19 protein-coding genes and 1 pseudogene are annotated in these 26170 nt (G+C 70.1%); 9 read left to right on the top strand and 11 right to left on the bottom strand.

Going from position 1 to position 26170, the window contains the following annotated elements; all coding sequences use genetic code 11:
* From NN2_RS31495 to NN2_RS31470, 6 genes are all read right to left on the bottom strand, one after another.
* Positions 1-563 (bottom strand): biotin/lipoyl-containing protein (locus NN2_RS31495; protein WP_156511522.1); only part of this gene is annotated, 563 nt, incomplete at its 3' end.
* A gap of 1 nt (position 564) precedes the next feature.
* Positions 565-1533 carry an alpha-ketoacid dehydrogenase subunit beta gene (locus tag NN2_RS31490; RefSeq protein ID WP_063018423.1) on the bottom strand — a complete coding sequence of 323 codons (969 nt, stop codon included), beginning with the start codon at positions 1531-1533 and terminating at the stop codon, positions 565-567.
* Positions 1530-2552, bottom strand: coding sequence for a pyruvate dehydrogenase (acetyl-transferring) E1 component subunit alpha (gene pdhA / locus NN2_RS31485; RefSeq protein ID WP_218022080.1), 1023 nt, complete (start codon positions 2550-2552; stop codon positions 1530-1532). Before pdhA ends, NN2_RS31490 begins: the two co-directional genes overlap by 4 nt.
* Positions 2549-4363, bottom strand: a complete 1815-nt coding sequence (gene acsA, locus NN2_RS31480) for an acetate--CoA ligase (RefSeq protein WP_063018421.1) — start codon at positions 4361-4363, stop codon at positions 2549-2551. The genes pdhA and acsA overlap by 4 nt, the downstream gene beginning before the upstream one ends.
* A 129-nt stretch (positions 4364-4492) precedes the next feature.
* Complete coding sequence (locus NN2_RS31475) at positions 4493-6538, bottom strand: NAD(+) synthase (RefSeq protein WP_063018433.1); 2046 nt, start codon at positions 6536-6538, stop codon at positions 4493-4495.
* 52 nt (positions 6539-6590) lie between these two features.
* Positions 6591-6842 carry an SHOCT domain-containing protein gene (locus NN2_RS31470; protein ID WP_030516404.1) on the bottom strand — a complete coding sequence of 84 codons (252 nt, stop codon included), beginning with the start codon at positions 6840-6842 and terminating at the stop codon, positions 6591-6593.
* Between the two features lie 493 nt (positions 6843-7335).
* On the opposite strand from NN2_RS31470, the gene NN2_RS31465 reads away from it, so the two are divergent.
* The 7 genes and pseudogenes from NN2_RS31465 (at position 7336) to NN2_RS31440 (ending at position 13775) form a co-directional block, all read left to right on the top strand.
* A complete protein-coding gene (locus NN2_RS31465) occupies positions 7336-8544 on the top strand; it encodes a site-2 protease family protein (protein WP_082857419.1) in 1209 nt (402 codons plus the stop codon).
* Positions 8541-10571 carry an erythromycin esterase family protein gene (locus tag NN2_RS31460; RefSeq protein WP_156511521.1) on the top strand — a complete coding sequence of 677 codons (2031 nt, stop codon included), beginning with the start codon at positions 8541-8543 and terminating at the stop codon, positions 10569-10571. Before NN2_RS31465 ends, NN2_RS31460 begins: the two co-directional genes overlap by 4 nt.
* 103 nt (positions 10572-10674) lie before the next feature.
* Positions 10675-11013, top strand: a pseudogene (locus NN2_RS38810) (PEP/pyruvate-binding domain-containing protein); the annotation flags it as partial.
* Positions 11014-11125: 112 nt separating this feature from the next.
* Positions 11126-11536: a hypothetical protein gene (locus tag NN2_RS38805; RefSeq protein WP_063018419.1), complete on the top strand. Its 411-nt coding sequence runs from the start codon at positions 11126-11128 to the stop codon at positions 11534-11536.
* Positions 11537-11582: 46 nt separating this feature from the next.
* The gene (locus NN2_RS31450; protein ID WP_063018417.1) at positions 11583-12533 is read left to right on the top strand and encodes a universal stress protein; all 951 of its coding nucleotides are present in this window, start codon (positions 11583-11585) and stop codon (positions 12531-12533) included.
* Positions 12520-13203 (top strand): hypothetical protein, encoded by a 684-nt coding sequence (locus tag NN2_RS31445; RefSeq protein ID WP_063018415.1) that lies wholly within the window; start codon positions 12520-12522, stop codon positions 13201-13203. The genes NN2_RS31450 and NN2_RS31445 overlap by 14 nt, the downstream gene beginning before the upstream one ends.
* Positions 13200-13775 carry a hypothetical protein gene (locus NN2_RS31440; protein WP_197516532.1) on the top strand — a complete coding sequence of 192 codons (576 nt, stop codon included), beginning with the start codon at positions 13200-13202 and terminating at the stop codon, positions 13773-13775. Before NN2_RS31445 ends, NN2_RS31440 begins: the two co-directional genes overlap by 4 nt.
* A gap of 84 nt (positions 13776-13859) precedes the next feature.
* On the opposite strand, the gene otsB is transcribed toward NN2_RS31440, so the two are convergent.
* On the bottom strand, positions 13860-17831 hold the full coding sequence (gene otsB, locus NN2_RS31435; RefSeq protein ID WP_281210087.1) for a trehalose-phosphatase: 3972 nt from the start codon (positions 17829-17831) through the stop codon (positions 13860-13862).
* A gap of 165 nt (positions 17832-17996) precedes the next feature.
* Between otsB and mgtA the strand changes: the two genes are divergently transcribed.
* A complete protein-coding gene (gene mgtA, locus NN2_RS31430) occupies positions 17997-20729 on the top strand; it encodes a magnesium-translocating P-type ATPase (protein ID WP_082857416.1) in 2733 nt (910 codons plus the stop codon).
* Positions 20730-20761: 32 nt separating this feature from the next.
* Here mgtA and NN2_RS31425 read toward each other — a convergent pair whose 3' ends face one another.
* Positions 20762-21646, bottom strand: coding sequence for a universal stress protein (locus NN2_RS31425; RefSeq protein ID WP_063018413.1), 885 nt, complete (start codon positions 21644-21646; stop codon positions 20762-20764).
* Positions 21647-21856: 210 nt separating this feature from the next.
* Here NN2_RS31425 and NN2_RS31420 point away from each other — a divergent pair, with 210 nt between their 5' ends.
* Positions 21857-22738 (top strand): DUF302 domain-containing protein, encoded by an 882-nt coding sequence (locus NN2_RS31420; protein ID WP_064905371.1) that lies wholly within the window; start codon positions 21857-21859, stop codon positions 22736-22738.
* A 113-nt stretch (positions 22739-22851) separates the two neighbouring features.
* Here NN2_RS31420 and NN2_RS31415 read toward each other — a convergent pair whose 3' ends face one another.
* The 3 genes from NN2_RS31415 to NN2_RS31405 all read right to left on the bottom strand — a co-directional run.
* Positions 22852-23958, bottom strand: a complete 1107-nt coding sequence (locus NN2_RS31415) for a baeRF11 domain-containing protein (RefSeq protein ID WP_063018409.1) — start codon at positions 23956-23958, stop codon at positions 22852-22854.
* Between the two features lie 169 nt (positions 23959-24127).
* Positions 24128-25510, bottom strand: a complete 1383-nt coding sequence (locus tag NN2_RS31410; protein WP_063910928.1) for a serine hydrolase domain-containing protein — start codon at positions 25508-25510, stop codon at positions 24128-24130.
* A 45-nt stretch (positions 25511-25555) separates the two neighbouring features.
* A partial coding sequence (locus tag NN2_RS31405) for an MFS transporter (RefSeq protein ID WP_156511520.1) occupies positions 25556-26170 on the bottom strand: 615 nt, incomplete at its 5' end.

Below are 26170 nucleotides of genomic sequence, written 5' to 3'. Positions count from 1 at the left end.
GCCTCGCGCCCAGGTGCGGGTGCGGGCGCCGCCGCAGACGCGGGCGCGGAATTATGCTGCGCGACAGCGGCTTCGATATCACCGCGCAGGACCCGACCGCCCGGCCCGGAGCCGTGCACAGTCGCCGGATCCAGTCCCGCCTCCTCGGCCAGCCGGTGGATCAGGGGTGTCATCCGAGCGGGTTCCGCGACCACCGACGGTGTCGCGACCGATTCCGCCCGGTCGCGCGATTCCGGCGGTCCGGCCGATTCCGAGGTCGCGACGGACGGCACCGGTTCGCCACGCGCCTCCGGGACGGTCTCCACCTTCCCGTTCCCACTGCTCGAGGCGCCGGCGATGATCGTCGCCAGCACGGCGCCCACCGGAACGGTCCGTCCCTCGGGCACGCGGATCTCGTCCATGACACCGTCGTCGAAGCATTCGATTTCGATCGCGGCCTTGGTGGTGTCGACCTCCGCGACGATGTCGCCGCGTTTCACCGGGTCGCCGGGGTGCACGAACCAGTGCGTCACGGTGCCCTCGGTCATGTCGGCGCCCAACGACGGCATCCGGAATTCGGTCATGTCATCCCACCGCCTTCCGGATCGCGGCCAGCACCCCGGACGGGTCCGGCAGTGCCGCGTCCTCCAGTTGACGTGCGTACGGGATCGGCACCTCGGCGCCGCATACCCGGCCGATCGGCGCATCGAGGTCGTAGTAGGCGTATTCTGCTGCGCGAGCGGCGATCTCGGCGGCGATGCTCACACTGCGCCAGGCTTCGTCCACGATCACGAGGCGATGGGTGCGGCGTACCGAATCCAGCACCGTCGCCTCGTCCAGCGGACGCAGCGAGCGCAGATCGACGACGTCGACCGCGATACCCTCGGTTGCCGCGAGGTCGGCGGCGGCCAGGGCCACCGGCACCGTCGCGCCGTAGGCGACCAGGGTGACGTCGGTGCCGCCGCGCCGGATCGCCGCCGCGTCGATATCGACGGCACCGGCGTCCTCGGGCAGCTCGGATCCGCTGTTGTACAACGAGATCGGCTCGAAGATCACCACCGGGTCCGGATCCTGAAGCGCGGTCCACAACATGCCTCGTGCGTCGGCGACGGTGGCGGGGCACACCACCCGCAGACCGGGAATGTGGGCGTAGAACGCCTCCAGGCTGTGCGAGTGCTGGGCGGCGAGCTGGCGGCCCGGACCGGTCGCCATCCGGATGACCAGCGGCACGCCGAGCTGTCCGCCGGACATGTGCCGCAGCGTGGCGGCATTGTTCAGTATCTGGTCCAGCGCGAGCAGGCTGAAGTTGACGGTCATGATCTCGACGATGGGCCGCATGCCGGCCAGGGCCGCACCGATCCCCGCGCCGACGAACGCCGATTCGCTCAGCGGCGTATCGCGAATCCGTTCGGGCCCGAATTCGTCGAGCAGTCCGCGGCTCACGCCGAAGCAGCCGCCGTAGGCGCCGACATCCTCGCCCATGAGGAAGACCCGTTCGTCGCGAAGCAGCGCCTCGCGCAACGCATCCCGCATCGCCTCCCGATAGGTGGTCATGGCCGCTCCGCGTAGACGTGCCGGGTCAGTTCGGACACCGGCTCGGCCGGTGCGGCCTCGGCGGCGGCGATGGCGGCGTCGAGTTCCTCGTCGGCCTGTGCCTCGTAGCGCCGCACGTCCTCGTCGGTCAGTTCTCCGGCGTCGCGCAGCCGTTCGGTCAGCAGCCGGAGGGGATCGCGTTCGCGCCACCGCGCGATTTCGGCCTTGTCGCGATATCGATCGGCGTCGTAGAGCGAATGCGCCCGGAACCGGTAGGTGCGCAGTTCCAGGAAGCAGGGACCGCCTCCGGCCCGGATCGAGGTGACGGCGCGCCGGGTCGCGGCGGCGACAGCGGTGGCGTCCATGCCGTCGACCGGCCAGGCCGCCATGCCGTAGCCCGTCGCGCGCAGCGCGAGGTCGGTCGCGGCGTGTTCGCGGGCCAGCGCGGTGCCCATGGCGTAGCGGTTGTTCTCGCAGGCGAAGAGCACGGGCAGCCGCCACAGCGCGGCCAGGTTCATGCATTCGTGGAATTCGCCCTCGGCCATCGCGCCGTCACCGAACAGGCATACCGTGACCCGATCGCGTCCGGTCATGGCGTCGGCCAGTGCCAGGCCCACCGCGATGGGCAGTCCGCCGCCGACGATCGCGTTCCCGCCGTAGAAGCGCCGCCGCGCGTCGAACAGATGCATCGAGCCGCCCCGGCCGTGGCTACAGCCGGTGGTGCGGCCGAACATCTCGGCCATGAGGTCGGTCATGGGGATGCCGCGGGCCAGCGCGTGACCGTGCTCGCGGTAGGTCGAGACCACCGCGTCGTCGGCGCCGATCTCGCTCAGCAGTCCGGCGGCCACCGCCTCCTCGCCGACGTAGAGGTGCAGGAATCCGCGGATCCGCTCGGCGCTGTAGAGCTGCACACAGCGTTCCTCGAAGCGCCGGATCCGGATCATCTGCCGCAGCAGCGCCTTTCGATCCGTTCCGGTGGCGTCGCCGGGCGTCGCCACGGCCGGCGCCGGGGCGTGGCCGTCGGTCTCGATCGTGCTCATCGCACCGTCTCCAAGGTCGATACGTCACCTTCGGGCAATCCGAGTTCGTGTGCCTTCAACAGCCGGCGCATCACCTTCCCGGAGCGGGTGTGCGGCAGCGCGTCGACGAAGTCGATACGTTTGGGAGCCACCGCGCCCAGGGCGCGGCGGCCGAACGCGGTGAGTTCGTCACGCAGGTCGTCACTCGGCTGAAAACCCTTGCGCACCACCACGAATGCCTTGACCAGCTCCCCGGCCACCGGATCGGGGGTTCCGATGACACCGGCCTCGGCGACCGCGGGATGTGACATGAGAACGCTTTCCACCTCGAACGGCCCGACCAGATGTCCGGCGGATTTGATGACGTCGTCGGCGCGCCCGACGAACCAGAAGTAACCGTCGCCGTCGCGCCGGGCCAGATCGCCGGTGAGGTACCAGCCGCCGGCGAACGCGTCCGCGTAGCGAGCGGGGTCGTTCAGGTAGCCGCGGAACATCGACGGCCAGCCCGCCCGCAGTGCCAGCTCGCCCACTTCCCCGGTATCGGCGGCGGTCACGTCGCCGTCGGTGATCGCCGCGCGCCCGCTTGCGCCGCGGCGCAGGATCGTGGCCTCCACGCCGGGCAGTGGCCGCCCCATCGAACCGGGACGAACCTGTGCCGCAGCGATATTGGCGATCATGATGGCGCCGGTTTCGGTCTGCCACCAGTTGTCGTGCACCGGGTGCCCGAGCACCCGCTGTCCCCACACCACGACTTCGGGATTGAGCGGCTCGCCGACGCTGGCCACGAAGCGCAGGCACGACAAGTCCGTGCTCGGCGGCAGCTCGTCGCCACGCCGCATCAGCATCCGCAGGGCGGTGGGCGCGGTGTACCAGACGGACACCCGCTCCGCGGTGAGGATGTCGTACCAGCGTTGCGGATCGAATTCCGCCTCGTCGCTGATCACCGTGGCGCCGAGGCACAGCGGCGCGATCACCCCGTACGACATGCCGGTCACCCAGCCCGGGTCCGCGGTGCACCAGAACACGTCGCCGCCGCGCAGGTCCAGCGCGGCGCGCGCGGTGGCCCGGTGCGCCACGACGGCGCCGTGCACGTGCACCGCGCCCTTGGGGCGTCCGGTGGTTCCGCTGGTGAAGTGCAGGAGCGCGGGGTCTTCGAATTGGGTTCGCACGATGGGGAATTCGCTGTCGGCGGCGGCCATGGCCGCGGGCAGGGACACCACGCCGGGCAGGTCGGTCTCGCCGTCGACGACGATGACGTGCCGGAGCGCGGGCAGTGTGTCGCGGATCGGCGCGACCTTGCGGCGATAGTGGGCCGCGGTGGTCACCAGGGTGCTCGCCTCGGCCAGGTCCAGCCGCTGACGCACCGGTTCGGGGCCGAAGGCCGAGAACAGCGGGGAGACGACACATCCGGCCTTCCACGCGCCCAGGCACGCGAGATACAACTCCGGAGTGCGTCCCAGCAGCAGGCACACCCGCTCACCCCGATACACCCCGAGGTCGCGCAGCACGTGGGCGAACTTGTTGCTCAGCCGGACCAGGTCCGCGCAGTCGAGCTCGGTCACGCCACCGGTGACCGGCAACCAGCGCAACGACGGGGCGGGCCCGATCGGCGCCTCGAGGTGCCGGTCGACGGCCTCGACGGCGATGTTGACTGCGCCGCCGGGTAGCCCGGCGAGTTCGGAGCGCGCCGCGGACCAGGAGAAGTCGCGCCGCGCCCGGCCGTAGTCGGGAAGGGTCGCGGCCGCGATCTCGGCCGCCGACTTCTCGATCGGCGCCCACCGCGACGGCGTCGCGGTTTCCGCGTCGTACGGGCTCGCGTCGTTCCGGCTCATCGCGCCTCCGTCTCCCGTGCCGTCCGTCTGCTCGACTTCCAGTCAACGGCGCGGCGCCCGGTCACGGGGAGGGCGGAAAGACCCTAGCGGCGATGACATCCGTCGCGGCGACGCCACCGGCGACAACGGTCAGTCGGGAACGTTGCGCGCGAGTTCGTCCAGCCACGCCGCGGCGGGAGCGTCGCTCGGCGCGCGCCAGTCCCCGCGCGGCGACAGCGATCCGCCGGACCCGACCTTGGGCGCATTCGGCAGGGTCGATCGTTTGAACTGGCTGGTCTGCACGAAGCGGCGCAGGAATTCGGCCAGCCAGTGCTTGATCGTGGCGAGGTCGTATTCGTGACGCTGATCCTCGGGGATCAGGTCCGGCCAGCCGCCGCGGGTGCGGTCACCCCAGGCGTGCTCGGCGAGGTAGGCGATGCGGCTGGGACGGAATCCGAACCGCAGCAGGTGATAGAGGTGGAAGTCCTGCAACTCGTACGGGCCCACGGTGGCCTCGGAACTCTGCAGCGCCGCGCCGGGAACCAGCTCCGGTGAGATCTCGGTCTCCAGGACCGAGTGCAGCACCGCACTCGCCTCCGGGCCGAGCTCACCGCGGTCGGCGGTCCAGGCGATCAGATATTTGATCAGCGTTTTGGGCACCGAGGCGTTCACGCTGTAGTGCGACATATGGTCGCCGACGCCGAAAGTGCACCAGCCCAAGGCCAATTCGCTCAGGTCCCCGGTCCCGACGACCATGCCGTGATGCATGTTCGCCAGGCGGAACAGAAGCGAGGTGCGCTCCCCGGCCTGCACGTTCTCGTAGGTGATGTCGTAGACGGGCGCGCCGTCGGCCGCCGGATGACCGAGATCGCGCAGCATCTGCGTCGCCGACGGCCGGATATCGATCTCGCCGGCGCTCGCCCCGACCGCGCGCATCAGCCGGCGCGCGTTCTCCAGCGTCCGCGTGCTCGTGGCGAAGCCGGGCATGGTGTAGGCGAGCACATTCGACCGCGGCAGGCCCAGCCGGTCCATGGTCTGCGCCGCGACGATGAGCGCGAGAGTCGAATCTAGGCCACCGGACACCCCGATCACGAGGTGCTGGGATCCGGTGGCGGCCAGCCGCGTGGCGAGCCCGGCGACCTGGATGTGATGGACCTCGGCACAGCGCGCGTTGCGGCTGCCGGGATCGGCCGGGACGTAGGGAAAGCGCGGGACCTCCCGACGCAGCGGTGGTGCGCCGTCCGGGATCGGCGCCTCGAATTCGAGCCGCCGGAATCGGGTGACCCGCTCGAGGAAATCGTGACCGTTGTCGGTGAAACTGTTGAGCCGCAGCCGATCCGCGGCCAGCCGCTGCAGATCGATATCCGCGGTGACCAGTTGCGGTTCGGCGGCGAAGCGCTCACTTTCGGCCAGCAGGTTGCCGTTCTCGCAGATCAGCGCCTGACCGTCCCACGCCATATCCGTGGTGGACTCGCCCTGCCCGGCCGCGGTGTACAGATAGGCCGCGATATTGCGCGCCGAGGTCGACACACACAGTTCCCTGCGGTAGTCCGCCTTGCCGACGACGATATTGCTCGCCGACAGATTCGTCAGCACCGTGGCGCCGGCCAGTGCCGCGAAGATGTTGGGCGGCAACGGAACCCACGCGTCCTGGCAGATCTCGACCGCCAGCACCAATCCGGGCAGATTCACCGCCTCGAACAGCAAGTCGGCGCCGAAGGGCACCCGCTGCCCGGCGACGGTGGTGTGGTCGTCGACGGCGTCGCGGGCCGCGGAGAACTGCCGCTTCTCGTAGAACTCCTGGAAATTCGGCAGGTAGCTTTTCGGCACGACCCCCAGGACGCGGCCGCGGTCGATGATCAACGCACAGTTGAACAGTCGCTCCCGCACCCGCAGCGGAGCCCCGACGATCAGCACGCTGTCGATGTCCGCGCTCTCGGCGACCACGCGGTCCACGGCGGCTCGCACCGCGTCGTCGAGCGCCTCCTGGTGGAACAGATCCTCGGCGGAGTAGCCGGAGAGGCCGAGTTCCGGAAACAGCGTGAGCACCACGGAATCGGCGGCGGCCCGCCGCGCGAGCAGCAGTGTCTGCTCGGCGTTGTACTCGGGATCGGCGACCCGCATCGCGGGCACGGCGACGCCGACGCGCACGAATCCGTGCCGGTACAGCGATCGGAACGGTAACTCGCGCGCCACGGCGGCCTCCTGCAATCCACGGCCGCCGGGCCGGCGTCCGGCGCGGGGCCGGCTAGGGACCGAGCGTCCGCATTCGACGGGTGTATTCCTCGTCGTCTATCTCACCACGGGCGAAGCGCTCGGCGAGGATCTGTTGCGGGGACGGACCCCGGCCGTCCCGGTCGAGGGCGGCGGTATCGGGCCGGCCGGCGTAGCGGAGCAGGGCCACGATCGCCACGACCACCAGCACCCAGAAGATCACCATGCCCGCGAACATCAACCCGTAACCCCAACCGCCCAGGCCGGTGCCGTACCACATCATCATCGCCGTAATTCCTCACTCCATCGACGGATCTGCGTTCTCCTCGGACCCGACCGGATCACATCGGCATCGGCATCGGGCAGATCCCCATCTGGGCCAGCCACATCATCACGGCGTGCATTGCTTGCATCATCGGCGATTGCATATCCATCTCGATCATCTCCTCCGGGCGCGGTTCACTTCCGCGTCCGCGATCCAGCCTGATCGACGCGACCGGCCGGTGGCAGGGGCGAAAGACCTCACCGACCGGCCGTCGGTCCCCACGCCGGAACGTCGGCGCCCGCCCGGATGTGCTCGGCGTCCTCGAGGGTCATTGGTCCCGGGAGGCCGGGAATCTCGCCCCTCCCCCAGGGCCCGGCACCGGCACAGACTGGCGGTAGGCACGCCGATCGCCGGTTCGACGCATCGACGCGCCTCGGCGTGTGGCCCGGGTGGTCGCGCGACGACCGAAATGTTCCGCGGGCCGGTGTGATGACACCGGGAGCGAGGTGGCCGGATGTTGCACGAGACAATCCCTTTGGGCCGGGTGGCGGGTATCCGCATCGGCGCGCACTGGTCGGTGCTGGTCACCGTGGCGCTGTTCGTCTGGCTGCTCGGCGTGCAACTGCGCGGCAGCGGCAGCCCGGCCTTCACCTGGTCGGTTGCGGCGCTCGCCGCGGTGACCCTGTTCGCCTCCCTGACCGCGCACGAACTGGCCCATTCGATCGTCGCCCGGCGCCACGGGGTACGGGTCGAGCGCATCGTGCTGTGGCTGCTGGGCGGGGCGTCCGAACTCGGCGACGAACCGCCCGACGCGCGCAGCGATTTCCGGATCGCGATCGCCGGTCCGGCGACGAGTCTGGTGCTCGGCGGACTGTTCGCGGCCGTCGCGGTGGCCGTGGACAGCGGGCGGCCCGACAGCGCCGTCACCGCGGCGCTCGCCTGGCTCGCCGCCACGAATATCGTTCTGGGACTGTTCAATCTGCTACCCGGCGCGCCGCTCGACGGCGGCCGGGTGATGCGGGCCGTCGTGTGGTGGCGGACCGGCGACCGGCTGCGCGCCACCACCGTGGCCGCGCGCGGCGGCCGGTTGCTCGGCACCGTGCTCGTCGTGCTGGGCGCCGTCGACATCATCGTGTTCCGCCAGTTCGGTGGGCTGTGGCTGATGCTGCTGGGCTGGTTCCTGCAGACCGCCGCCAACAGCGAACTCGCGGCAGCGGGGCTGCGGCACCGGCTGGGCAACACCACCGTTCGCGAGGTCATGACCGCGAATCCGATGGCGGTGCCGGGCGATTGGACGATCACCCAGCTGCTGGCCTCCAGCGCACCGCAGACCGGGCACAGCATATTTCCGGTCGTCGACGCCGTCGGCCATCCGATCGGTGTCGTCGCCTGGTCGGATCTCACGACGACCGCCGTACCGGCTCGTGACACGACCTTTCTGCGCTCGGTCGCACGTCCGTTACGCACAGCCGCGATCGTCGGACAGGACGATCTGCTCGCCGATGTCGCCACCCGGGTCGTGCTGCGCCCCAAACTCGATGCCATCACGGTGGTCGACCCGGCCGGCCGGCTGACCGGCGTCGTCACCGCCACCGATCTGGCGACCGCCTGCGACCGCTCCGCGCTCGGCCTGCCCGCCGGCAGCGCCGCCGCGAGACCGGGACCCGCGCCCGCCTCCCATCCGCCGGTCACTACTACTCACTCCCGGAGGCCACAGCCATGACGGCAGCACCTGTCCTGCGTGATTCCTCGCAGCCGATCTTCCGCGACCGCCGCGAGGCCGGTCGTGTGCTGGCCGGATTGCTCGAGCACTACCGCGACCACTCCGGTGTCGTCGTCCTCGGCCTCGCGCGCGGTGGGGTACCGGTGGCCTGGGAGGTCGCCGCCGCCCTGCACGCGCCACTGGACACGCTCGTCGTCCGCAAACTCGGGGCACCGGGACATCCGGAATTCGCCATCGGCGCCCTCGCACCCGACGGCCGGATCGTGGTCAACGACGATGCGATCCGCGGACTGCACGTGACCGCCGAACAGATCCGATCCGTCGCACGAGAAGAGGCGGCGGAGCTGGCCCGGCGGGAACGCGCCTATCGCGGTGACCGGCCACCGGCGCCGATCGCCGGCCGCACGGTGATCCTCGTCGACGACGGTCTGGCGACCGGAGCCACCATGTTCGCGGCGGTGGAGGCGATTCGCGCGGGGGAGCCCGACCGCATCGTGGTCGCGGTGCCGGCCGCCCCCGAATCAACCTGCCGGGAGTTCGACGCGCTGGTGGACGAGATGGTCTGTGCCACCATGCCGTCGCCGTTCCTCGCGGTCGGCGAGTCGTTCTGGGATTTCGCCCAGGTCGGTGACGACGAGGTGCGGCAGCTGCTGACGACGCCGACCGTCGACGCGGCGGCCACCGGCACCGATTCGGCCACTCTCACCGATCCCGCCGCCGTGATCGATGCGGCCGCGATCGAGGCTCCCGAAGGCGTGCCGCCGCACCACGTGCTGGACGAGCTCATCGGCGATGCCCGGTTCGTCCTGATCGGCGAGAGCTCGCACGGCACCCACGAGTTCTATGCCGCCCGCGCGGCCATCACGCGCTGGCTCATCTCGGAGAAGGGGTTCACCGCGGTCGCCGCCGAGGCCGACTGGCCCGACGCCCACCTCGTCGATCGCTTCGTCCGCGGCATCGACGACTCCTCCCCCACGCTCGCGCTGCGCGGGTTCGAACGCTTCCCCACCTGGATGTGGCGCAATACCGTGGTCCGCGATTTCGTGGGCTGGTTGCGGCTGCACAACGACTATCAGCGCCGGATCGGTGCGCCGCAGGCCGGGTTCTACGGGCTCGACCTGTACAGCATGCACCGTTCGATGCGGCACGTGATCGACTATCTGCGGCAGGTCGATCCCGCCGCGGCGCAGCGCGCCGAGCACCGCTACGCCTGTTTCGATCGCACCAGCGACCACGACGGGCAGGCCTACGGATTCGGCGCCGCATTCGGTGCGGGCCATTCGTGTCAGGCCGAGGTGGTGCGGCAGCTGGTCGACCTGCAACGCAACGCCGCGGCGCATCGACAGGCCGGCGACGGCGAGGCCTCGTTCGACGCGTTGCGCAACGCGTGGACGGTCCGCAACGCCGAGGCCTACTACCGGGCGATGTTCGGCGATCGGGTGTCGTCGTGGAATCTGCGCGACGAGCATATGGCCGACACCCTCGACGCGCTGGCCGGCCACCTCGGGCGCGACGGCACTCCCGCGCGAGTGGTGGTCTGGGCGCACAATTCCCATATCGGCGACGCCCGCGCGACGGAAATGGGCGCCGAGGGCCAGCTGTCACTGGGACAGCTCGTCCGCGAACGCCACGGAAACGATTGCCGCACCATCGGTTTCACCACCAGCCACGGCACCGTGACCGCGGCGAGTGAATGGGACGGCGAGGCCGAGTGCAAGGACGTCCGCCCGGCCCTGCGCAGCAGCGTCGAGGAGCTGCTGCACGACACCGGACGCGACAGCTTCCTGATCCGCACCGATACGGCCGGCGCAGCCACCGAACTGCTGCGCGACCCGCGGCTCGAACGCGCCATCGGCGTGATCTATCAGCCGACCACCGAGCGGCACAGCCACTACTTCCACTCGCGGCCGGCCGACCGCTACGACGCGATCATCCACATCGACCGGACCACCGCCCTGCGGCCGCTGGAACCGTCACACCGATGGACCGCCGCGAGCACACCGGACACCTACCCCAGCGGTCTGTGATCCGGGGCGGTGGGCGGCCGGATCGAGGACCTTCGACCATGTTCCCGGCCGCCGCGACGCGCGAGTCTGGGCATCGAGACACTTTCAGCAGATCGGAGCCGTGATGGGCGACTACGTGGCAAGTCTGAACGATATTCGGCTCAGCGATGATGGCCAAGTGGGCGGGAAGGGGGCCAATCTCGGTGAGATGGTCGCCGCGAAACTCCCGGTGCCGCCGGGATTCGTGATCCTGCGATCGACCTACGAGACCGCCGTCGCCGACGGGCCGCACGGGTCCGAGCTCGACTCGCTGCATGCCGAGGCGCTGCGCAGCGCCGTCGCCACCGACGACGCGGGCCGCGGCGAGCTCGACCGACTGTGTTCGCGCATGCGCGACCTGGTGCACGAGACCCGGATCGACGGGGCTATCGAGGAGGCGATCGTCGGCGCCTACCACCGGCTCGGCGACCGGGTGCGCGTGGCGGTCCGGTCCTCGGCGGTGGGCGAGGACAGCGCCGATAGTGCGGGACCAAAGGCCCTGGCGGCCCTTCCCCGGCGTCGGGAAAGGTCGGGGTATGGCAGGAATCACTCTCGGCGACGGCGTCGGACGCTGGCACATGTTGCTGGCCGCGTCCGCGGGTGCGGTCGCGGCGAGTGTCTTCGCGCTCGCGGTCGCGCTGGGCATCGGCCTGCATCCGAGCGCGCCGCTGGACAGCACTCCGGCCGGGCACGGCGTAGCCGCCGGCGCGGTGGCCTTCGCGCTCGTCGTCGGGATACCGATGGCGGTCACCGCGGGCGGCGCCCTCACCGGTGATCGGCGCGTCGCCACGGCCGCGGTGATCAGCGGCTTACTGCTGATCTGCTGGTTGCTCGCCGAGATGACCGCGCTCCGCACGCTGGACTGGGCGCAGCCGCTGTATCTCGTCCTCGGCATCGTCGTCGCCGGGCTGGGACTGCATATCAAAACCGAGGAGATCGAATCATGACCGGCATATGCGCGCGGCGGATCGATCAGGGTGAAAGGAAATACCGATGAGCTCTCAGTATGCGGACGACGCGCACCACCTCGTCTCCGCGCCGATCGTGGTCGGTGTCGACGGGTCGGCCGGTGCCCGCACCGCGCTGCTGTGGGCGGCCGAGGTCGCCCGCGACCGAGGACGTGACCTGCGCATCGCCTACGGACTCGACCTGCCGAGCGCGAGCCGGGTTTTCAACAACTACGACATTTCCGAGCCGGCGGTGCTGGAACGCCTGCGCGCCCACGGCGCAGCCCTGGTCGCCCGCGAGGCGCTCGCCGTCCGCGACACCCTGCCCGAGGTCCAGGTCAGCACGGAGGTCTCCTCCGAGCATCCGGCGCGAATGCTGTTGCGGCACAGCGCCACCGGTTATCTGGTAGCCCTGGGCGCACAGGGCGCCGGCGGTTTCGGCACCCACATCGGTTCGATTCTGCTGTCGGTCACCAGCCACGCCGAGGGCCCGGTCGTGGTGGTACGCACCGAGTCCGAGCAGCAGTCACGGCCACGCGAGACCGGCCCGGTGGTCGTCGGCGTCGACGGCAGCCCGCTCAGCGAGGGCGCGGTGGCGGCGGCGTTCGAGGAAGCCGCCGAGCGCGGCGCCGAACTGGTCGCCGTGCACGCGTGGAGCGATCTGACCTTCGGCTCGTTCGTCGGCGACCCGTACACCTGGTTCCCGATGTCGGATATCGAGGTCAACGAGGAAGCGATCCTCGCCGAACGACTGGCCGGCTGGCAGGAGAAGTATCCGGACGTCTCGGTGCGCCGGCACATCAGCATGGCCGAGCCCGCTGCCCATCTGCAGCGGTGGAGCGAATCCGCGCAGCTCATCGTGGTCGGCAGCCACGGCCGCGGCAGCTTCCGCGGGCTGCTGCTGGGTTCGGTGTCGAATTCTCTTGTCCAGCATGCGAAATGCCCCGTCATGGTCGTGCGTTCGCCCGAGGAGAAGCAGGCGCATGACAGGGACTGACCATTCGGCGGCCCGTCGCGGTGCCGCGGCCGCGGTCGGCGTCGCATCGTTTCTGGGCGGGCTGGCCACCGGCTACCGGCTCTTCGCCCGCCGGTGGTGTCTGAGCTGGGGCGCGACCGAGGAGGAGGTGCGCCGCCGCATGCCCGGCGACGACCTGCTCCTGCTTCCCGACATGCTCTCGACCCGGGCGATCACGATCGAGGCCGATCCGTCCGCGGTCTGGCCCTGGCTCGTGCAGTTCGGGCCGGGACGCGGCGGAATCTACAGCTACGACTGGATCGACCGGCTCCTGGGTGTCGACGTACACAGCGCCCGGTCGATCCTGCCGCAGTTCCAGGACCTCGCCGTCGGTGACGTCGTCACGGCGAATTCCGACAACACCCCGTCCCGGGTGGCGGTGCTCGAGCCCGAGCGAACGCTCGTCTTCCGCACCGACGACGGGAACTGGATCTGGGAATTCGGGCTGTATCCGTGCCCGGAGGGCACCCGCCTGGTCAGCCGCAATCGGATCGCGACGCCCGGCGCCTCGACCGCGCTGCGACTGTTCGACACGTTCTTCCTCGAACCGGGCAGTCTGGTGATGGAGCAGAAGATGTTGCGCGGCATCAAGGAACGTGCCGAAGCGCACCCCGTCGCCGAACCCGCCCGCATCGGGAGCAAAACACCGTGACCACCACCGGCACACCGACGCCACTGCCGATCGCGCCGGCCTTCCTCGCGGTCGGCCGGTGCATGATCACGACCGTCGGGCTGCTGGCACGCCACCGCATCCACCGCCCGGCCCGCAACGTCGGGACGTGGCTGAGTTTCGGCGACGGAACGTCGGCCTACGTCTACCAGGAAACCGTGATCGACCGAATCCCCTCGCCCGAACCGTGTGTGCTGCTGGTGCGTTTCGAGCTGCGAGGCGTGCGCGGACGCGGGCATGCGTGGTTCCGTCGCGAGAGCATCCTCAATACCGTGCTCTTCGCCGGATTCCCGGGCATGATCAGCAAATTATGGCTGGCGCACGATCAACGCGGCGTGTACCGGGGGCTCTACGAATGGGACGGGGCGGCGTCCGCCGACGCCTACGCCCGCGCGCTGTGGCGGGTGCTCGCCCTGGTCAGTGTCCCGGGCTCGATCGATTATCGAGTGCTGCCCGGCCTGCGTCGCCGCGATCTGCCGGTGGCGGCCACCGGTCACATCGCAGGCGGCGGGGAATGGTGGCGGGTCACCGAATTCCGTTCGACCGCAGCATAATTCGAAGCACGACGCGCCGAACCTCCACCCGGACGGTTCGGCGCTCCCATGCTGTCGGTGTTCGCGCTCTCAGTGTTCGCGCTCTCAGTGTTCGTCGGTCGCCGGCAGCGTGACACTCTCCCCGGTCGCCAGCACGACGGTGCGGCCGCGGCATTCGACCGTGATCGAACGCGCCCCGTCCGTATCGGAGCTGATCTCGATCCGCCGGGCGTCGATGCGTACGGTCAGGCGATGGCCGTGGTAGATGATCGCGAAGGTCAGCGTGCCCAGTTCCGGCGGCCACGACGGGGCGAAGATCAGGCGGTCGTCACGGGTCTCCAGTCCGGTGAAGCAGCGCTGCACCAGATCGATACTGCCCGCCATGGCGCCCAGATGAATGCCCTCGGCCGTGGTGCCGCCCTGAATATCGGCGATATCGGATTCCAGGACGCTGGCGAAGAATTCCATCGCGCGGTCCCGGTTCGCGCGGGCCAGCACCCAGGCGTGGACGACGGCACTCAGCGTCGACCCGTGCGAGGTGCGGGCCAGGTAGTAGTCGACGGTGCGCGGGATGTCCGCACCGCCGAAATCGTAACCGAGCCCCGCGAACAACCGCCCCAGCTCGTCGGCGGAGAACAGATAGAACAGCATCAGGACGTCGGCCTGTTTCGCCACCCGATACCGGTCGACATCGTCACCTTCGGCCTCGAGGATGCGGTCGAGCCGGCTCGTATCGCCGTAGCGGCGCCGGTAGTCGTCCCAGTCCAGTTCCGCCAGCCGGTCGTAGCCGGCGAACTGGCTGATCACCCCGTCGTGGAACGGTACGAACATCCGATCGGCGACCTCGGCCCAGCGCTCCGATTCGACGGCCGGCACCGCGAGGCGGTCCAGCAATTCCGACCGAACGCGCGGCGGCAGCAGTTCGACCGCGTCCAGCGCGCGCCGGATGACCCACACCGCCATGACATTGGTGTAGGCGTTGTCGTCGATCCCCTGATAGGGCCGCCCGGGATAGCCGGAATGAAATTCGTCGGGTCCGATGACGCCGCGGATGTGATACCGGTCGTCGGCGGGATCGTAGGTGGCGCGGTCGGACCAGAATCGGGCGATCTCCACCAGCAGTTCGGCGCCGAACTCGGCGAGGAACGCCCGGTCTCCGGTCGCCTGATAGTAGTGCCACACGTTGTAGGCCACCGCCGGACCGGCATGCTGCGCGCGAGCACTGGCATCCGTATTCCAATGTCCCGAACGAGGATTCAGGTGCAGGCGCTGACTCTCCTCCCGGCCGTCACTGCCGGATTGCCACGGAAAGAGGGCGCCGCGACAGCCCTGGGCGCGGGCCGCGGCACGCGCCTGCGGCAGCCGGCGATAGCGGTACCGCAACAGTTCTCGCGTCAGCGCCGGGTCGCGCAGGCTCACCACCGGCAGGACGAACAGCTCGTCCCAGAACACGTGACCGCGGTAGGCCTCGCCGTGCAGGCCCCGCGCCGGCACCCCGGCATCGAGGTCGGCGGTGTGGCGCGACAGCGTCTGCGCCACCTGCAGGACATGCAGTCGCAGCGCTCGCACCGATTCCTCACTGGCATCCAGATCGATGCGCAGGCGCCGCCACACATGCTCCCAGGCAGCGGCGTGCGCGGTGCAGAGCGCGTCGTAGCCCGGCGCCTCGTCGAGCAGGCGCACGGCGGCCTCGTCGGGTGCGGAGATGGCGCGGTCGCGGCCGGTGAACACCGCTGCCGTCTTGTCGACGACGATGTCGCGACCGGATTCGGCGGGCACGACGAAATCGTGGCCGGCCGCGCCGTCGGCGAGTGCGGAGCCGGCCGTCTCCTGCGCCTCCGAGGTCACGGTGGTCCGGGTGGCCACCGCTACGGTGACCAGTGACTGTGTGGTCCGCATCAGCGCGCAGACGGTGTGGGCGTCCGGGGTGTCGATGCGCAGTTCGCTCAGATGCGTTCCGGACAGCTCGCGGTACCGGTCGACTCCGGTGTTGCGAACCGAGGTGTCGATCGACGAGCGGACCGTGAGCGGCCCGCTCCAGTTCTCCGGCGTCAGGGTGGTTCGCATCGCACACGTGTGCGGGGAGTCCATCGACGCGAAACGCTGCTGAACCACCGCGGTGATCCGGCCCGCGGTGTCGCGACAGCGCAGCCGGCGGGTGAGCAGCCCCTGGCGCATATCGAATTGCTGTGTGTAGTCCAGCAATTCGACACCATCGACATCGAACCATTCCTCGTCGGCGACGCGCCAGGTCAACGGAAGCCAGTTCGGCAGATTTACCAGGCTCTCGTTCTCGACGTGCCGCCCGGCGATATCGTCGCCGAGCCGGTTGTAGATTCCCGCGACATAGGTGCCGGGATAGTGGTGGGCTCCGGCACGCGTCTCCGGTGCGGCCGCGCGGGTGACGAGGTAGCCGTTGCCCACCGCGCACAGCGCTTCGCGCAGCCGCTCGGCATCGGGCTCGTAGCCGTCGTAGGTGAGCAGCCACGACCGTCCCACCGCCCAGTCGCTCTCCCCGGTGAGCAATTCGGCGATCCGCTCCAGGAATTCGCCGGCGCGCGCGGGACTGTCGAGGGCGAACCGCGCCGCGGTGCGCCGGTCGCCGGTATCGTCGTGGCGGACCACGAGCGGCATGCCGGTGACCTGGATCGCGTCGAACGCGTCCTCGTCGGTCAGATCGTCACCGAGGTACACCGGCATCACCGGCCGGCCCACCAGATCCAGGACCCAGTGCAGGGCTCGGCCCTTGTCCCAGTCCACATCCGGACGCAGTTCGGTGACCTTGCGGCCCGCGGTCACGCGCAATCCCTGCCCGCGGGCGATGTCGTGCACGGTGGCCACCACCGTCGCCACGGCATCGGCGGCGACCTTGCGGTGATGGACGGCGACCGCGAATCGCTTCGGCTCGATCAGCACTCCGGGAATCCGGCTCAGCCGCTCGGCGAGTTCGGCCGCCGCCTGCACCAGCGCCCGCTCCGCCTTCGGGCCGCCTTCGTGCACGTGTTCGGTGCCGTCGGGCGCCACCAGTTCGAAGCCGTGGCTACCGGCGTACCAGATTCCCTCGACGCCCACGCGCGTGCGCAGATCCTCGAGTCCGCGACCGCTGATCACGGCGACGGGACACCGCGCGGCCAGTGCGGCCAAAGTGGCGCGCACCCCCTCGATCGGGATCGCCGCGTCGGGATCGGGCACGATCTCCGAGATCGTGCCGTCGAAATCCAGCAGCACCGCGACATGCTCGTCCTCGACGGCGTCGGCGATCGAGGGCCACCACGCCAGCGCGTCCGCGATCTCCGACAGGCGGCGGAAACCACTGCGCACCCGGATCTCGTCGGCGTCGGCGACCACCACATCGGCTCCGGTGCACAGCAGCCGGTCCGGATCCGCGCCGCGTTCGATGCCGATCACCAGTCCGAAGCCGCCGCGCCGCCCGGCGCTCACCCCGGCCTCGGCATCCTCGACGACGACCGTCCGCTCGGGTTCGGCGCCCAGCCGCTGCGTGGCCAGCACCATGGTGGCCGGGTCCGGTTTGCCCGGCAGCGCGAGTTCTTCGGCCACGACACCGTCCACCCGCACGGCGAACAGATCCCCCAGCCCCGCGGCGTCGAGCACCTGGGCCGCGTTGCGGCTGGCCGAGAACACCGCGGTCCGCACCCCGGCGGCGCGCAGGCGGCGCACCAGGGCCACCGTGGTGGCGAACACCGGTACGCCCGATTCGGCGATCCTGGCGAGGAACACCTCGTCCTTGCCGTTTCCGAGTCCGCAGATCGTGGCGTCGGCCGCCGTATCCGACGGCTCGCCTCGCGGCAGTGAGATCGCCCGGGAGGCAAGGAAATCCGCGACGCCGTCGTACCGTGGCTTGCCGTCGACGTAGTCCTGGTAGTCCGAGGCGGCGAACGGGGCGCAGTTCTCGCCGGGCCCGGGCTTGCGGGCGGCGAGGAATCCGTCGAACACCTGCGTCCACGCCGCGGCGTGGACGGAGGCCGTGTCGGTGACCACGCCGTCCATATCGAAGATCACCGCGTCGTAGCGACGCGCGTCGATCACCGGCCCGGCCACCGGTTTGTCAGGGTGCACTCCCCCAGCCTCCGCCCGTGCGCGGGCCCCGGCAAGGTACACAAGTCCTCATCCGCACGGCCACCGGTCCCCGGCCGCCGAGCGGCAGCGGCGGTGACCGCCGTAGCAATCCGGCAGAGTCTTTGGTCCCTGGCGAATCCCGGTGGCTCCGACAACCATCGAGGTATGAATCGTGCCGCCGTGCGAGCGGTCGTCTCGACGGCCACGTCCCCGACCGATGCCGCCCCGTCGATCGGCCCGCTGCCGGCGACATCGGCCGCCACCTCGACGCCGGCACAGGTGCTGGCCGCGGTGACCACTACCGACACCGGTCTGACGAGCACGGAAGCCGCGCGCCGACGTCACCTGCTCGGCCCCAACGCTGTTCGCACGCATCGTGCCCGGCTGCTCGCCGTGGTCGCGCGGCAGTTGCGTTCGCCGCTCCTGCTGCTGCTCGGGGTCGCGGCGGTGGTGTCGTTCTTCGTCGGTCAACGTTCCGACGCGGTCGTCATCGGGGTCATCCTGCTGGTGTCGGTCGGGCTGGGGGCGGTGAACGAGTTTCGCGCCGAACGCGCCGCCGACGCGCTGCACGAGCGGATCCGCCACGGCGCCACGGTGATTCGCGACGGCCGGCCCGCATCGGTCGACGTGGTCGATCTGGTCCCCGGCGATGTGGTGGAGATGCGGGCCGGGCAGCTGGTCCCGGCGGATGTGCGGCTGCTGTCGGCGACCGGGCTGCAGTGCGACGAATCGGTGCTCACCGGCGAATCGGACAGCGTCGAGAAATCGACCGGCCCGGTGCCACCGGAGTCGGGCGTCGCCGAGCTGTCGTGCTGCGCCCTGATGGGCACGGTCGTCGCCGCGGGCCACGGGCGCGGGGTCGTCGTCGCCACCGGAGGCGCGACGGAGTTCGGCCGGATCGCCCTCGGCCTGGGAAAACGACAGCCCGACACCGAATTCCAGATCGGGCTCCGTCAGTTCTCGATGCTACTGGTGTGGGTGGCCGCCGCCCTCACCGCCGGCATCTTCGCGATCAACCTGGCCCTGCACCGCCCGATCCTCGATGCCCTGCTGTTCTCGCTGGCGATCGCCGTCGGCATCTCACCCCAATTGCTGCCCGCCGTGGTATCCACCAGCCTCGCTGCCGGATCACGGCAGCTCGCGCGGTGCAAGGTACTGGTCAAGCGGATGGTCTGCATCGAGGACCTCGGCGATATCGAGGTCCTGTTCACCGACAAGACCGGCACCCTCACCGAAGGGCGCATCGAATATCTGCGCGCGCTGGCGGCCGACGGTTCTCCCGGCGACGAGGCGGTGGTCTACGGTCTGGCCTGCACCGACGCGACCGTCCACGACGGACGCCAGGCCGGCGCCGATGCGCTGAACACGGCACTGTGGAGCGCGTGCGCGGCCGAACACGCTGCCGCAGCGGGTTTCGTCCGCCGCGCGGTCCTGCCCTTCGACCACAACCGCCGCATGGTGTCTGTTCTCGTCGCCGGCCCGGACCGCACCGCCACGATCATCGCCAAGGGCGCCCCGGAGGCCGTGCTCGCGCGCTGCCGCGACGTCCCGCAGGCCGCTCGCACCGCCCTCGACGCCGAGTTCGCGGCCGGTCACCGCATCGTCGCCGTCGCGACTCGGACAGCGGTCCGCGCCGATCGCCTCACCACCGACGACGAGCGCGAGCTGACACTGCGCGGCTTCCTGGTCTTCCTCGATCCTCCGAAAGCGAGTGCGCGCGACGCGTTGCGGCGTCTGGCCGGCCTGGGCATCACCGTGAAGGTGGTCACCGGCGACAATCCCGCGGTCGCGGTCCGGGTGTGCGCCGACCTCGGCCTGGACCCCGGCCGGCCGCTGACCGGCACGGACCTCGATCGTCTCGACGACGACGCGTTGACCGAATTACTGCCCACCACAACAATATTCGCCCGCGTCGACCCCGAACAGAAGGCGCGGATCGTCCGCCTGCAGCGACATGCCGGACGCGATGTCGCCTTCCTCGGCGACGGGGTCAACGATGCGCTCGCCCTGCATGTCGCCGACGTCGGCGTCTCCGTCGACTCGGCGACCGATATCGCCAAGGACGCCGCGGATATCGTGCTGCTGGAAAAGGATCTGCAGGTCCTCGCCGACGGCGTCATGGCCGGGCGCCGGATCTTCGCCAACACCATGAAATACGTGCTGATGGGCACGTCCAGCAATTTCGGCAATATGTTCAGCGCGGCCGGCGCCTCGGCGTTCCTGCCGTTCCTGCCGATGCTGCCGGGACAGATCCTGCTCAACAATCTGCTGTACGACACCAGCCAGCTCGCCATCCCGACCGATACGGTCGACCCGGAACAACTCGCCCGCCCGGCACGCTGGGATATCGGCCTGATCCGGCGTTTCATGCTCGTCTTCGGCCCGATCAGTTCGGTGTTCGACTTCGCGACCTTCGCGCTGATGCTCGGTGTGTTCCATGCCGGCGCGGAGCTGTTCCACACCGGCTGGTTCGTCGAATCGCTGTGCACGCAGACGCTGGTGTTGTTCGTGATTCGCACCCGCCGCAGTCCCAGCTACCGCAGCCGGCCGAGTATTCCGCTGCTTCTCGCCGTGCTCGCCGCGGTCGGTGTGGGTGTGGTGCTGCCGTACACGCCGGTGGCGCCCGATCTCGGCCTCACCCCGCTGCCCGCCGCGTTCTTCGCCGCGTTGGCCGCGACGGTGCTGGTCTATCTGGTTCTCGCCGAGGCCGCCAAGCGGTGGTTCTTCCGCACGCCGGCACCGACGCCGGCCCACCCGCCGCGGTCCGGTCGCCGGGTACAGCGGCGAGCGTCGCGCTTCAGCGTCCGGGGGGTGCGCTCGCCGATCGACGCGACGCCGCCTCGGACGCATCGCGCGAACCGGCGTCACCGGATCCGAATGTTGCTGTCGCCCAGCTGATTCGGTGTCGGTGCAGCGCAGCGGCCGAGGATCTACTCCGGCTCCACGTGCTCGGGCACCACGAGCGTCGGGCAGTGGGCGCGATGCAGGACCGCCGCGCGGGTGGACCGCATCGCGGTTCCGACCAGGCCGGTCCAGCGGTGCCGGCCCACCACCAGCAGTTGCGCGTCACGCGCTCGTTCCAGCAGGACCTGCGCGGGCCCGCCGAACATCACCTCGGTTTCCAGCGGGACGTCCGGATACTTGCGGTGCCATGGATCCAACTGCCGGTTCAGCGCCCGCGTCTCGTCCGCGCGGAACTGCTGAAGTTCTCCGTCCAGGACGAATCCCCCGACCTCGTCGTCGCAGCACCGGACGGCCTCCAGACCGACCCCACGCAGCGCCGCCTCCTCGAACGCGCAGCCGACCGCGGTCCCCTCCTCGTCGACGCCGACCACCACCGGTCGCGCGTCCTCGCCCACGGTGAACAGGCTTTCGCGGTGGACGACCGCGACCGGGCACCGAGCCTGTCGCGTCACCGCCGAACTGACCGAACCCAGCAGCGCGCGCCGGACCGCGCCCCGGCCGTGGCTGCCGACCACGATCATCGGCGTGCTCGCCGAGCGCTCCACGAGCGTGTCGATCACCGGATCCGCGGTCAGTTCGGTCGTGACGTCCACGCCGTCGGCCACATGCCGGGCCATCGCCGAGGCCTCCGACAGCACGCCTTCGCCGTTCCAGTACAACCACTCCCGGCCGCCGACGATCTCCATCGCGCTGAGTCCGGTCCGCGGCGCCGAGGCCGAGGAGAGCAGGATCCGCAAACCCCAGCGGCGCACGCCCGCTTCGGCCGCCGCCCACCGCACCGCCTGCAGCGCCGTACCGGATCCGTCGACCGCCGCGACGATCGTCCGCTCGGTCCCGTTGTCACTGCTCATCGCCGCCTCCTGCTGCCGGACCTGTTCCGATCGTCAGGCCGCGCCGACCGTCGATCTAGGGCCGAAAGTCGCCACCGCAGGCCGACTTCGTCCGCGGTCGTCCGCCTGGGCGAAATCGGCGCGGACGTCCCGCCAGGACAGGTCCTTGGTCCCTCGCGCACGCGCGTGGCCGCGGGCATTCTCGAGACAGACACCGAGAAAGAGGACGCCATGGACTACCGGGTGGACGTGTGCGAAGTGCCGCCACAAGCCCTGTTGCGACTACCTCGCGCGATCCGGGCCGATCGGCCCGGCGAGGACATCACCGCGGGTATGCGCGAATTGTTCGCGACCGTCGCACGATCCGGCCTCACCGCCAGCGGCCCGACCGCGATCACCTACACCGACACCGAACGATCGGCGATCGCGACGAGCGTCGACTTTCGCGTGCCGGTCGAGCCCGCCGCCGAATTGAGTCTGGCCTCGGGTGCGGAAGTGCTCGTCACACCCGGCACGACGGTGGCGCGCGCCTGCCACCACGGCGGCTACCGCGATCTCGGCGCCGCCTACCGCAGCCTGGCCGAATGGGTGGATCGCAACGCCTATCGGGTCACCGGCCCGCCGACCGAGGTCTATCTCGTCGGTCCCGACGAGGTGAGCGACCCGCGTCAACTCGTCACCGAGATCCGGTTGCCCGTGGCCCCCTCGCCGACGATCGTCACCCGGGTGCTCTCCGACTTCGACACCGCCCTGGATCGGACCCGGAACGCGTTGCGGTCCAACGGCTTCACCATCCTCGCCGAGGTGGACCTGAACACGGCGCGTTACGACGGCCGCACCAGGCGCCTGGCCCACCACACCATCCTGGAGATCTGCCGCCGCAATCTGCTCGCGGCCGAACTCGCCGGCGACGACCGGGCCGACATGATCGTGCCGCATCCGGTGGTCGTCCGCGAGCGCTGCGACACCGTCGTCGTCGAGGCCCTCGACCCGACGATCTGGGCCCGCGCACTCGGCGACGAGAACCTCCTGACCCTCGCCGCCGACAGCCGCCGCCACCTGATCACGGCCATCGACGCCCTCGCCGCGACGGCGACCGCGACCGACGGCTAGGCCCGCACACGAGCGGTGAGTGGACGGCCCGCCAACGGCGACGACGCCACCACCACCGCTACCCCCGGCAGCCGATGCTCATCACGAAAGATGTTGCCGGGCAGGTGATTCGGTCACATCGAGTAGCGGAGGATGGCGGCGGCCGACGCCTCGTCCGGAATATCGGCCTTGCGCACCGCCAGCACCCGTGCGCCCGAAAGCAGTGCGCGGCGGGCGATCTCGTCGAGGATCCCCGGTATCTCGGTCTCGGAGGGGGGACCGAATTCGATCGCGCCGGTATCCGGGGCGACCGTGCCGGGCACGGCGGTGTCGATATCGACCAGCAGCGTCTGCACGATGCCGAAGGTGGCCGCGCGGGCGATGTCGGCGAGGTCGGCGGTGGCCCGGGCCTCGCTCCGGCGCTTGTCGAACAGCTGACGCAGATCGGCGAGTTGCGCCGCGTAGTGGCCGTCGAGGATGTGGCGGGCCTTGTCGGCCAGGTCCTGATCCGACAGGCGTTCCGGGTTGCCGGGAATTCCGTCGTCGAGCAGTTCCGCGTAGGTGGCGACCGAGCGGTAGATCGCGTCGATCGGCTCCGCCGCCGCCAGGATGAGGGGGGTGTCGCGCCCGGAGAGAATGTCACGCAGCGCCCGGTCGACGGCACGCGCGTACTGCCGGGCCAGCACCTTCTTCCTCTCGCTGTCGGTCAACCGCCGCTTGGGCGCGCGATCGTCCATGGGCTCGCCCGCGAAATCGACGGCGCCGGTAGGCATTTCGGGAACCCGGACATCCTCGGCCGGTCGGTCCGGAGTCACCTCGACCAGCCGCGCCGACCCCTCGGCCAGCGCCAGGACGAATGCGGACTGCGGGAATGTGACAGCTCGTAGCAACGGCTTGAGCAGGAACCGGTCGGAGACGGTGACCGCCGCACCCAGACGGTTCGGGATCCGGAAGGTCCACATGCGCTGCGGGGATACGTGCACGACCAGGGTGTGCGACTGGAAGCGCCAGAAATCTACGTCCTCGGCCAGATCGTCGAGCTGTTCGGCGATGGCCGCGCGGCTGTCGACATCGGTGACGAGTTCGACCGCCTCCCGGACCTGATTGCCGAACGCGATCCGGTTCGCCTCCGGATTCGCGGTGGCGGCTTCGGTCGGCAGGTAGATCGACACCGACCACGGGCCGGTCCATTCGGCGAGGGTTTCGATCTCGCGGCGGGTCGGGATGTCGGTGTGCAGCACTTCGATCCTCCTTCGTTGCCCGAACTGTGCGACGGGTGCACGGGCCGTGCCGGATACCGGCCGTATCGTTAGCCAATTCGTAACCACATCGACGCTACTGGACATCGGCACGGGCCGGTACGCATCCGAGTATCGGATGCCGAAACGTTGCTGCATTCGTTTCGACGACTCACCGGCCGGGTGCGGGCGTGGCGGTCGGCGACAGCGGGGCCGGCCTGCCCGGGGCCGTGGCGGCCGTCGTGGCGGTGGCCGGGGTCGTCTTGGCGGGTGCGGTGGTGGTCGTCGCGGCGCCCGTTCCGTAGAGGTGCTCGATGATGTGCTTGGCGATCTCGGTGGCGGCCGCGCTACCGTCGGCCGTGGGTTCCAGGTTCGCCCACACCACCACGGTCACCTTGTGCGCCGGATCGGACCCGGCGAAGGTGTTGAAGCCGGGCAGCTCGCCCGTATGTCCGTACAGCGCTCCGAATTTCGCGATGGCGAGACCGTACTGCGGCGCCTCCGGCGGGTTGGCCGGATCGGTCGCCTGCAGGCTGCTCATGCGCCGGCCCTGCATGTCGGCGTCGAGGACCTTGCCGTCGGTGAGCGCCTCGGCCCAGGTCGCCAGGTCCCCGACCGTGGAGATCCCGGCACCCGCGGCCCAACCCCAGGAGGGATTGTCCGCGGTCCGATCACCGGGCAGCAGCCGGCCCGCCTTGGCCTCGGCCTGCATCTCGGGCGGCAGCGCCGGTGGAGATCCCATGGTCAAGACGTTGGTGCCGTACATGTAGCCCTGCGGATGCGGGTCGGGTATGGCCGCGGACGTGCGCGCCGGGAACGAGCTCTGGGTCAGCCCGAGCGGTCCGAACAGCCGATCCCGCATGATCTGTTCGAGCGGTTTGCCGTCCAGCTGCTCGGCGATCAGCCCCAGCAGGATCGTGTTGGTATTCGAGTAGTGATAGCCCTGTCCCGGCGGGAAGTACGGCGGGTGCGCGAATGCCATGGCGAGCAGTTCGTCGGGTTGCCACACCCGGCCCGGATCGGCGTCCATGGCCTCGGCGAGTTCCCGGGTCTCGCTGTAGTTGCAGAGGCCGCTGCGCATGTCGAGCAGCTGGGCGATGGTGATGCCCGCGCCGCCGGGCACATCGGTGCGGTACTTCGAGACCGGATCGTCGAGGGCCAGCTTGTGTTCCTGCACCTGTTGCAGGATGACCGTGCCAGTCCAGGTCTTGGTGAGCGATCCGATGCGCACGTGGTCGGCCGCGGTGACCGCCGGGCCGCCGCCGAAGGTGCGGGTGCCGTAGGAGGTGCCGACGTCGCCGGCGGCGGTGCGGACGAACGCCACGACGCCCGGCACCGACGCCGGACGCGCCACCGACTCGACGATGCCGCGCAGCGTGGGCTCGTCGAGCGGATGGACGGCGGGGGCCGGCGAGGTGGTCGCCGCGGCGGACGAGGTGCTCGCGGGCGCCGGTTTCGACGACGATCCGCACCCGCAGGCGACGAACAGAACTGCGACGCCGGCCAACGCCCCGGCGATCAGCCGGGGCCGGAACGGCACGGAAACCACGGGCACTGCACGACCTCCCTCATCGGGAACGGTGGAGCCGGGATTGAAACTCTACTGCGCCAGCGCCTCTCGCGGACGCGGTTGGCGAATGCTCAGCGACATCACCGCCGCCACCGCGCACAGACCTCCGGCGATGAACCAGGCCGGCTGGTAGCTGCCCTGCACGTCGCGGATGACGCCGGCCCCGGAAGCGGCGATCGCGGCGCCGATCTGATGTGAGGCGAACACCCAGCCGAAGGCGATCGGCCCGTCGGCGCCGAAGTGTTCGCGGCACAGCGCGACCGTCGGCGGCACCGTCGCGATCCAGTCCAGACCGTAGAAGATGACGAACACCCACATGCTCGGCCGCACATCGGGAGCGAACAGCATCGGCAGAATCAGCAACGACAGGCCGCGCAGCGCGTAGTACATCGTCAGCAGGTACCGCGAGCCGATGCGGTCGGTGAGCCAGCCCGAGGCGATCGTTCCCGCGACGTCGAAGATGCCGACGGTGGCCAGCAGTCCGGCCGCGGTGGTGGGCGGCATGCCGTGATCGTGTGCGGCACTGACGAAATGGGTGCCGATCAATCCATTGGTGGAGGCGCCACAGATCGCGAAACCCCCTGCCAGCAGCCAGAATACGGGCCGGCGCACGATCGCGGCCAGGACGGTCAGCGCCCGCGCGGC

The organism is Nocardia nova NBRC 15556, assembly GCF_001613005.1.
GTDB lineage: Bacteria > Actinomycetota > Actinomycetes > Mycobacteriales > Mycobacteriaceae > Nocardia > Nocardia nova.
Note: the sequence above shows the minus strand (reverse complement) of the source record. Positions and strands in the feature narration are given on the sequence as shown.

What these genes read in the sequence shown, in the direction of transcription:
- NN2_RS31490 (WP_063018423.1), bottom strand. Translation starts at nt 1,533, where the DNA reads ATGACCACCTATCGGGAGGCGATGCGGGATGCGTTGCGCGAGGCGCTG.
- pdhA (WP_218022080.1), bottom strand. Translation starts at nt 2,552, where the DNA reads ATGAGCACGATCGAGACCGACGGCCACGCCCCGGCGCCGGCCGTGGCG.
- acsA (WP_063018421.1), bottom strand. Translation starts at nt 4,363, where the DNA reads ATGAGCCGGAACGACGCGAGCCCGTACGACGCGGAAACCGCGACGCCG.
- NN2_RS31470 (WP_030516404.1), bottom strand. Translation starts at nt 6,842, where the DNA reads ATGATGATGTGGTACGGCACCGGCCTGGGCGGTTGGGGTTACGGGTTG.
- NN2_RS31465 (WP_082857419.1), top strand. Translation starts at nt 7,336, where the DNA reads ATGTTGCACGAGACAATCCCTTTGGGCCGGGTGGCGGGTATCCGCATC.
- NN2_RS31460 (WP_156511521.1), top strand. Translation starts at nt 8,541, where the DNA reads ATGACGGCAGCACCTGTCCTGCGTGATTCCTCGCAGCCGATCTTCCGC.
- NN2_RS38805 (WP_063018419.1), top strand. Translation starts at nt 11,126, where the DNA reads ATGGCAGGAATCACTCTCGGCGACGGCGTCGGACGCTGGCACATGTTG.
- NN2_RS31450 (WP_063018417.1), top strand. Translation starts at nt 11,583, where the DNA reads ATGAGCTCTCAGTATGCGGACGACGCGCACCACCTCGTCTCCGCGCCG.
- NN2_RS31445 (WP_063018415.1), top strand. Translation starts at nt 12,520, where the DNA reads ATGACAGGGACTGACCATTCGGCGGCCCGTCGCGGTGCCGCGGCCGCG.
- mgtA (WP_082857416.1), top strand. Translation starts at nt 17,997, where the DNA reads ATGAATCGTGCCGCCGTGCGAGCGGTCGTCTCGACGGCCACGTCCCCG.
- NN2_RS31425 (WP_063018413.1), bottom strand. Translation starts at nt 21,646, where the DNA reads ATGAGCAGTGACAACGGGACCGAGCGGACGATCGTCGCGGCGGTCGAC.
- NN2_RS31420 (WP_064905371.1), top strand. Translation starts at nt 21,857, where the DNA reads ATGGACTACCGGGTGGACGTGTGCGAAGTGCCGCCACAAGCCCTGTTG.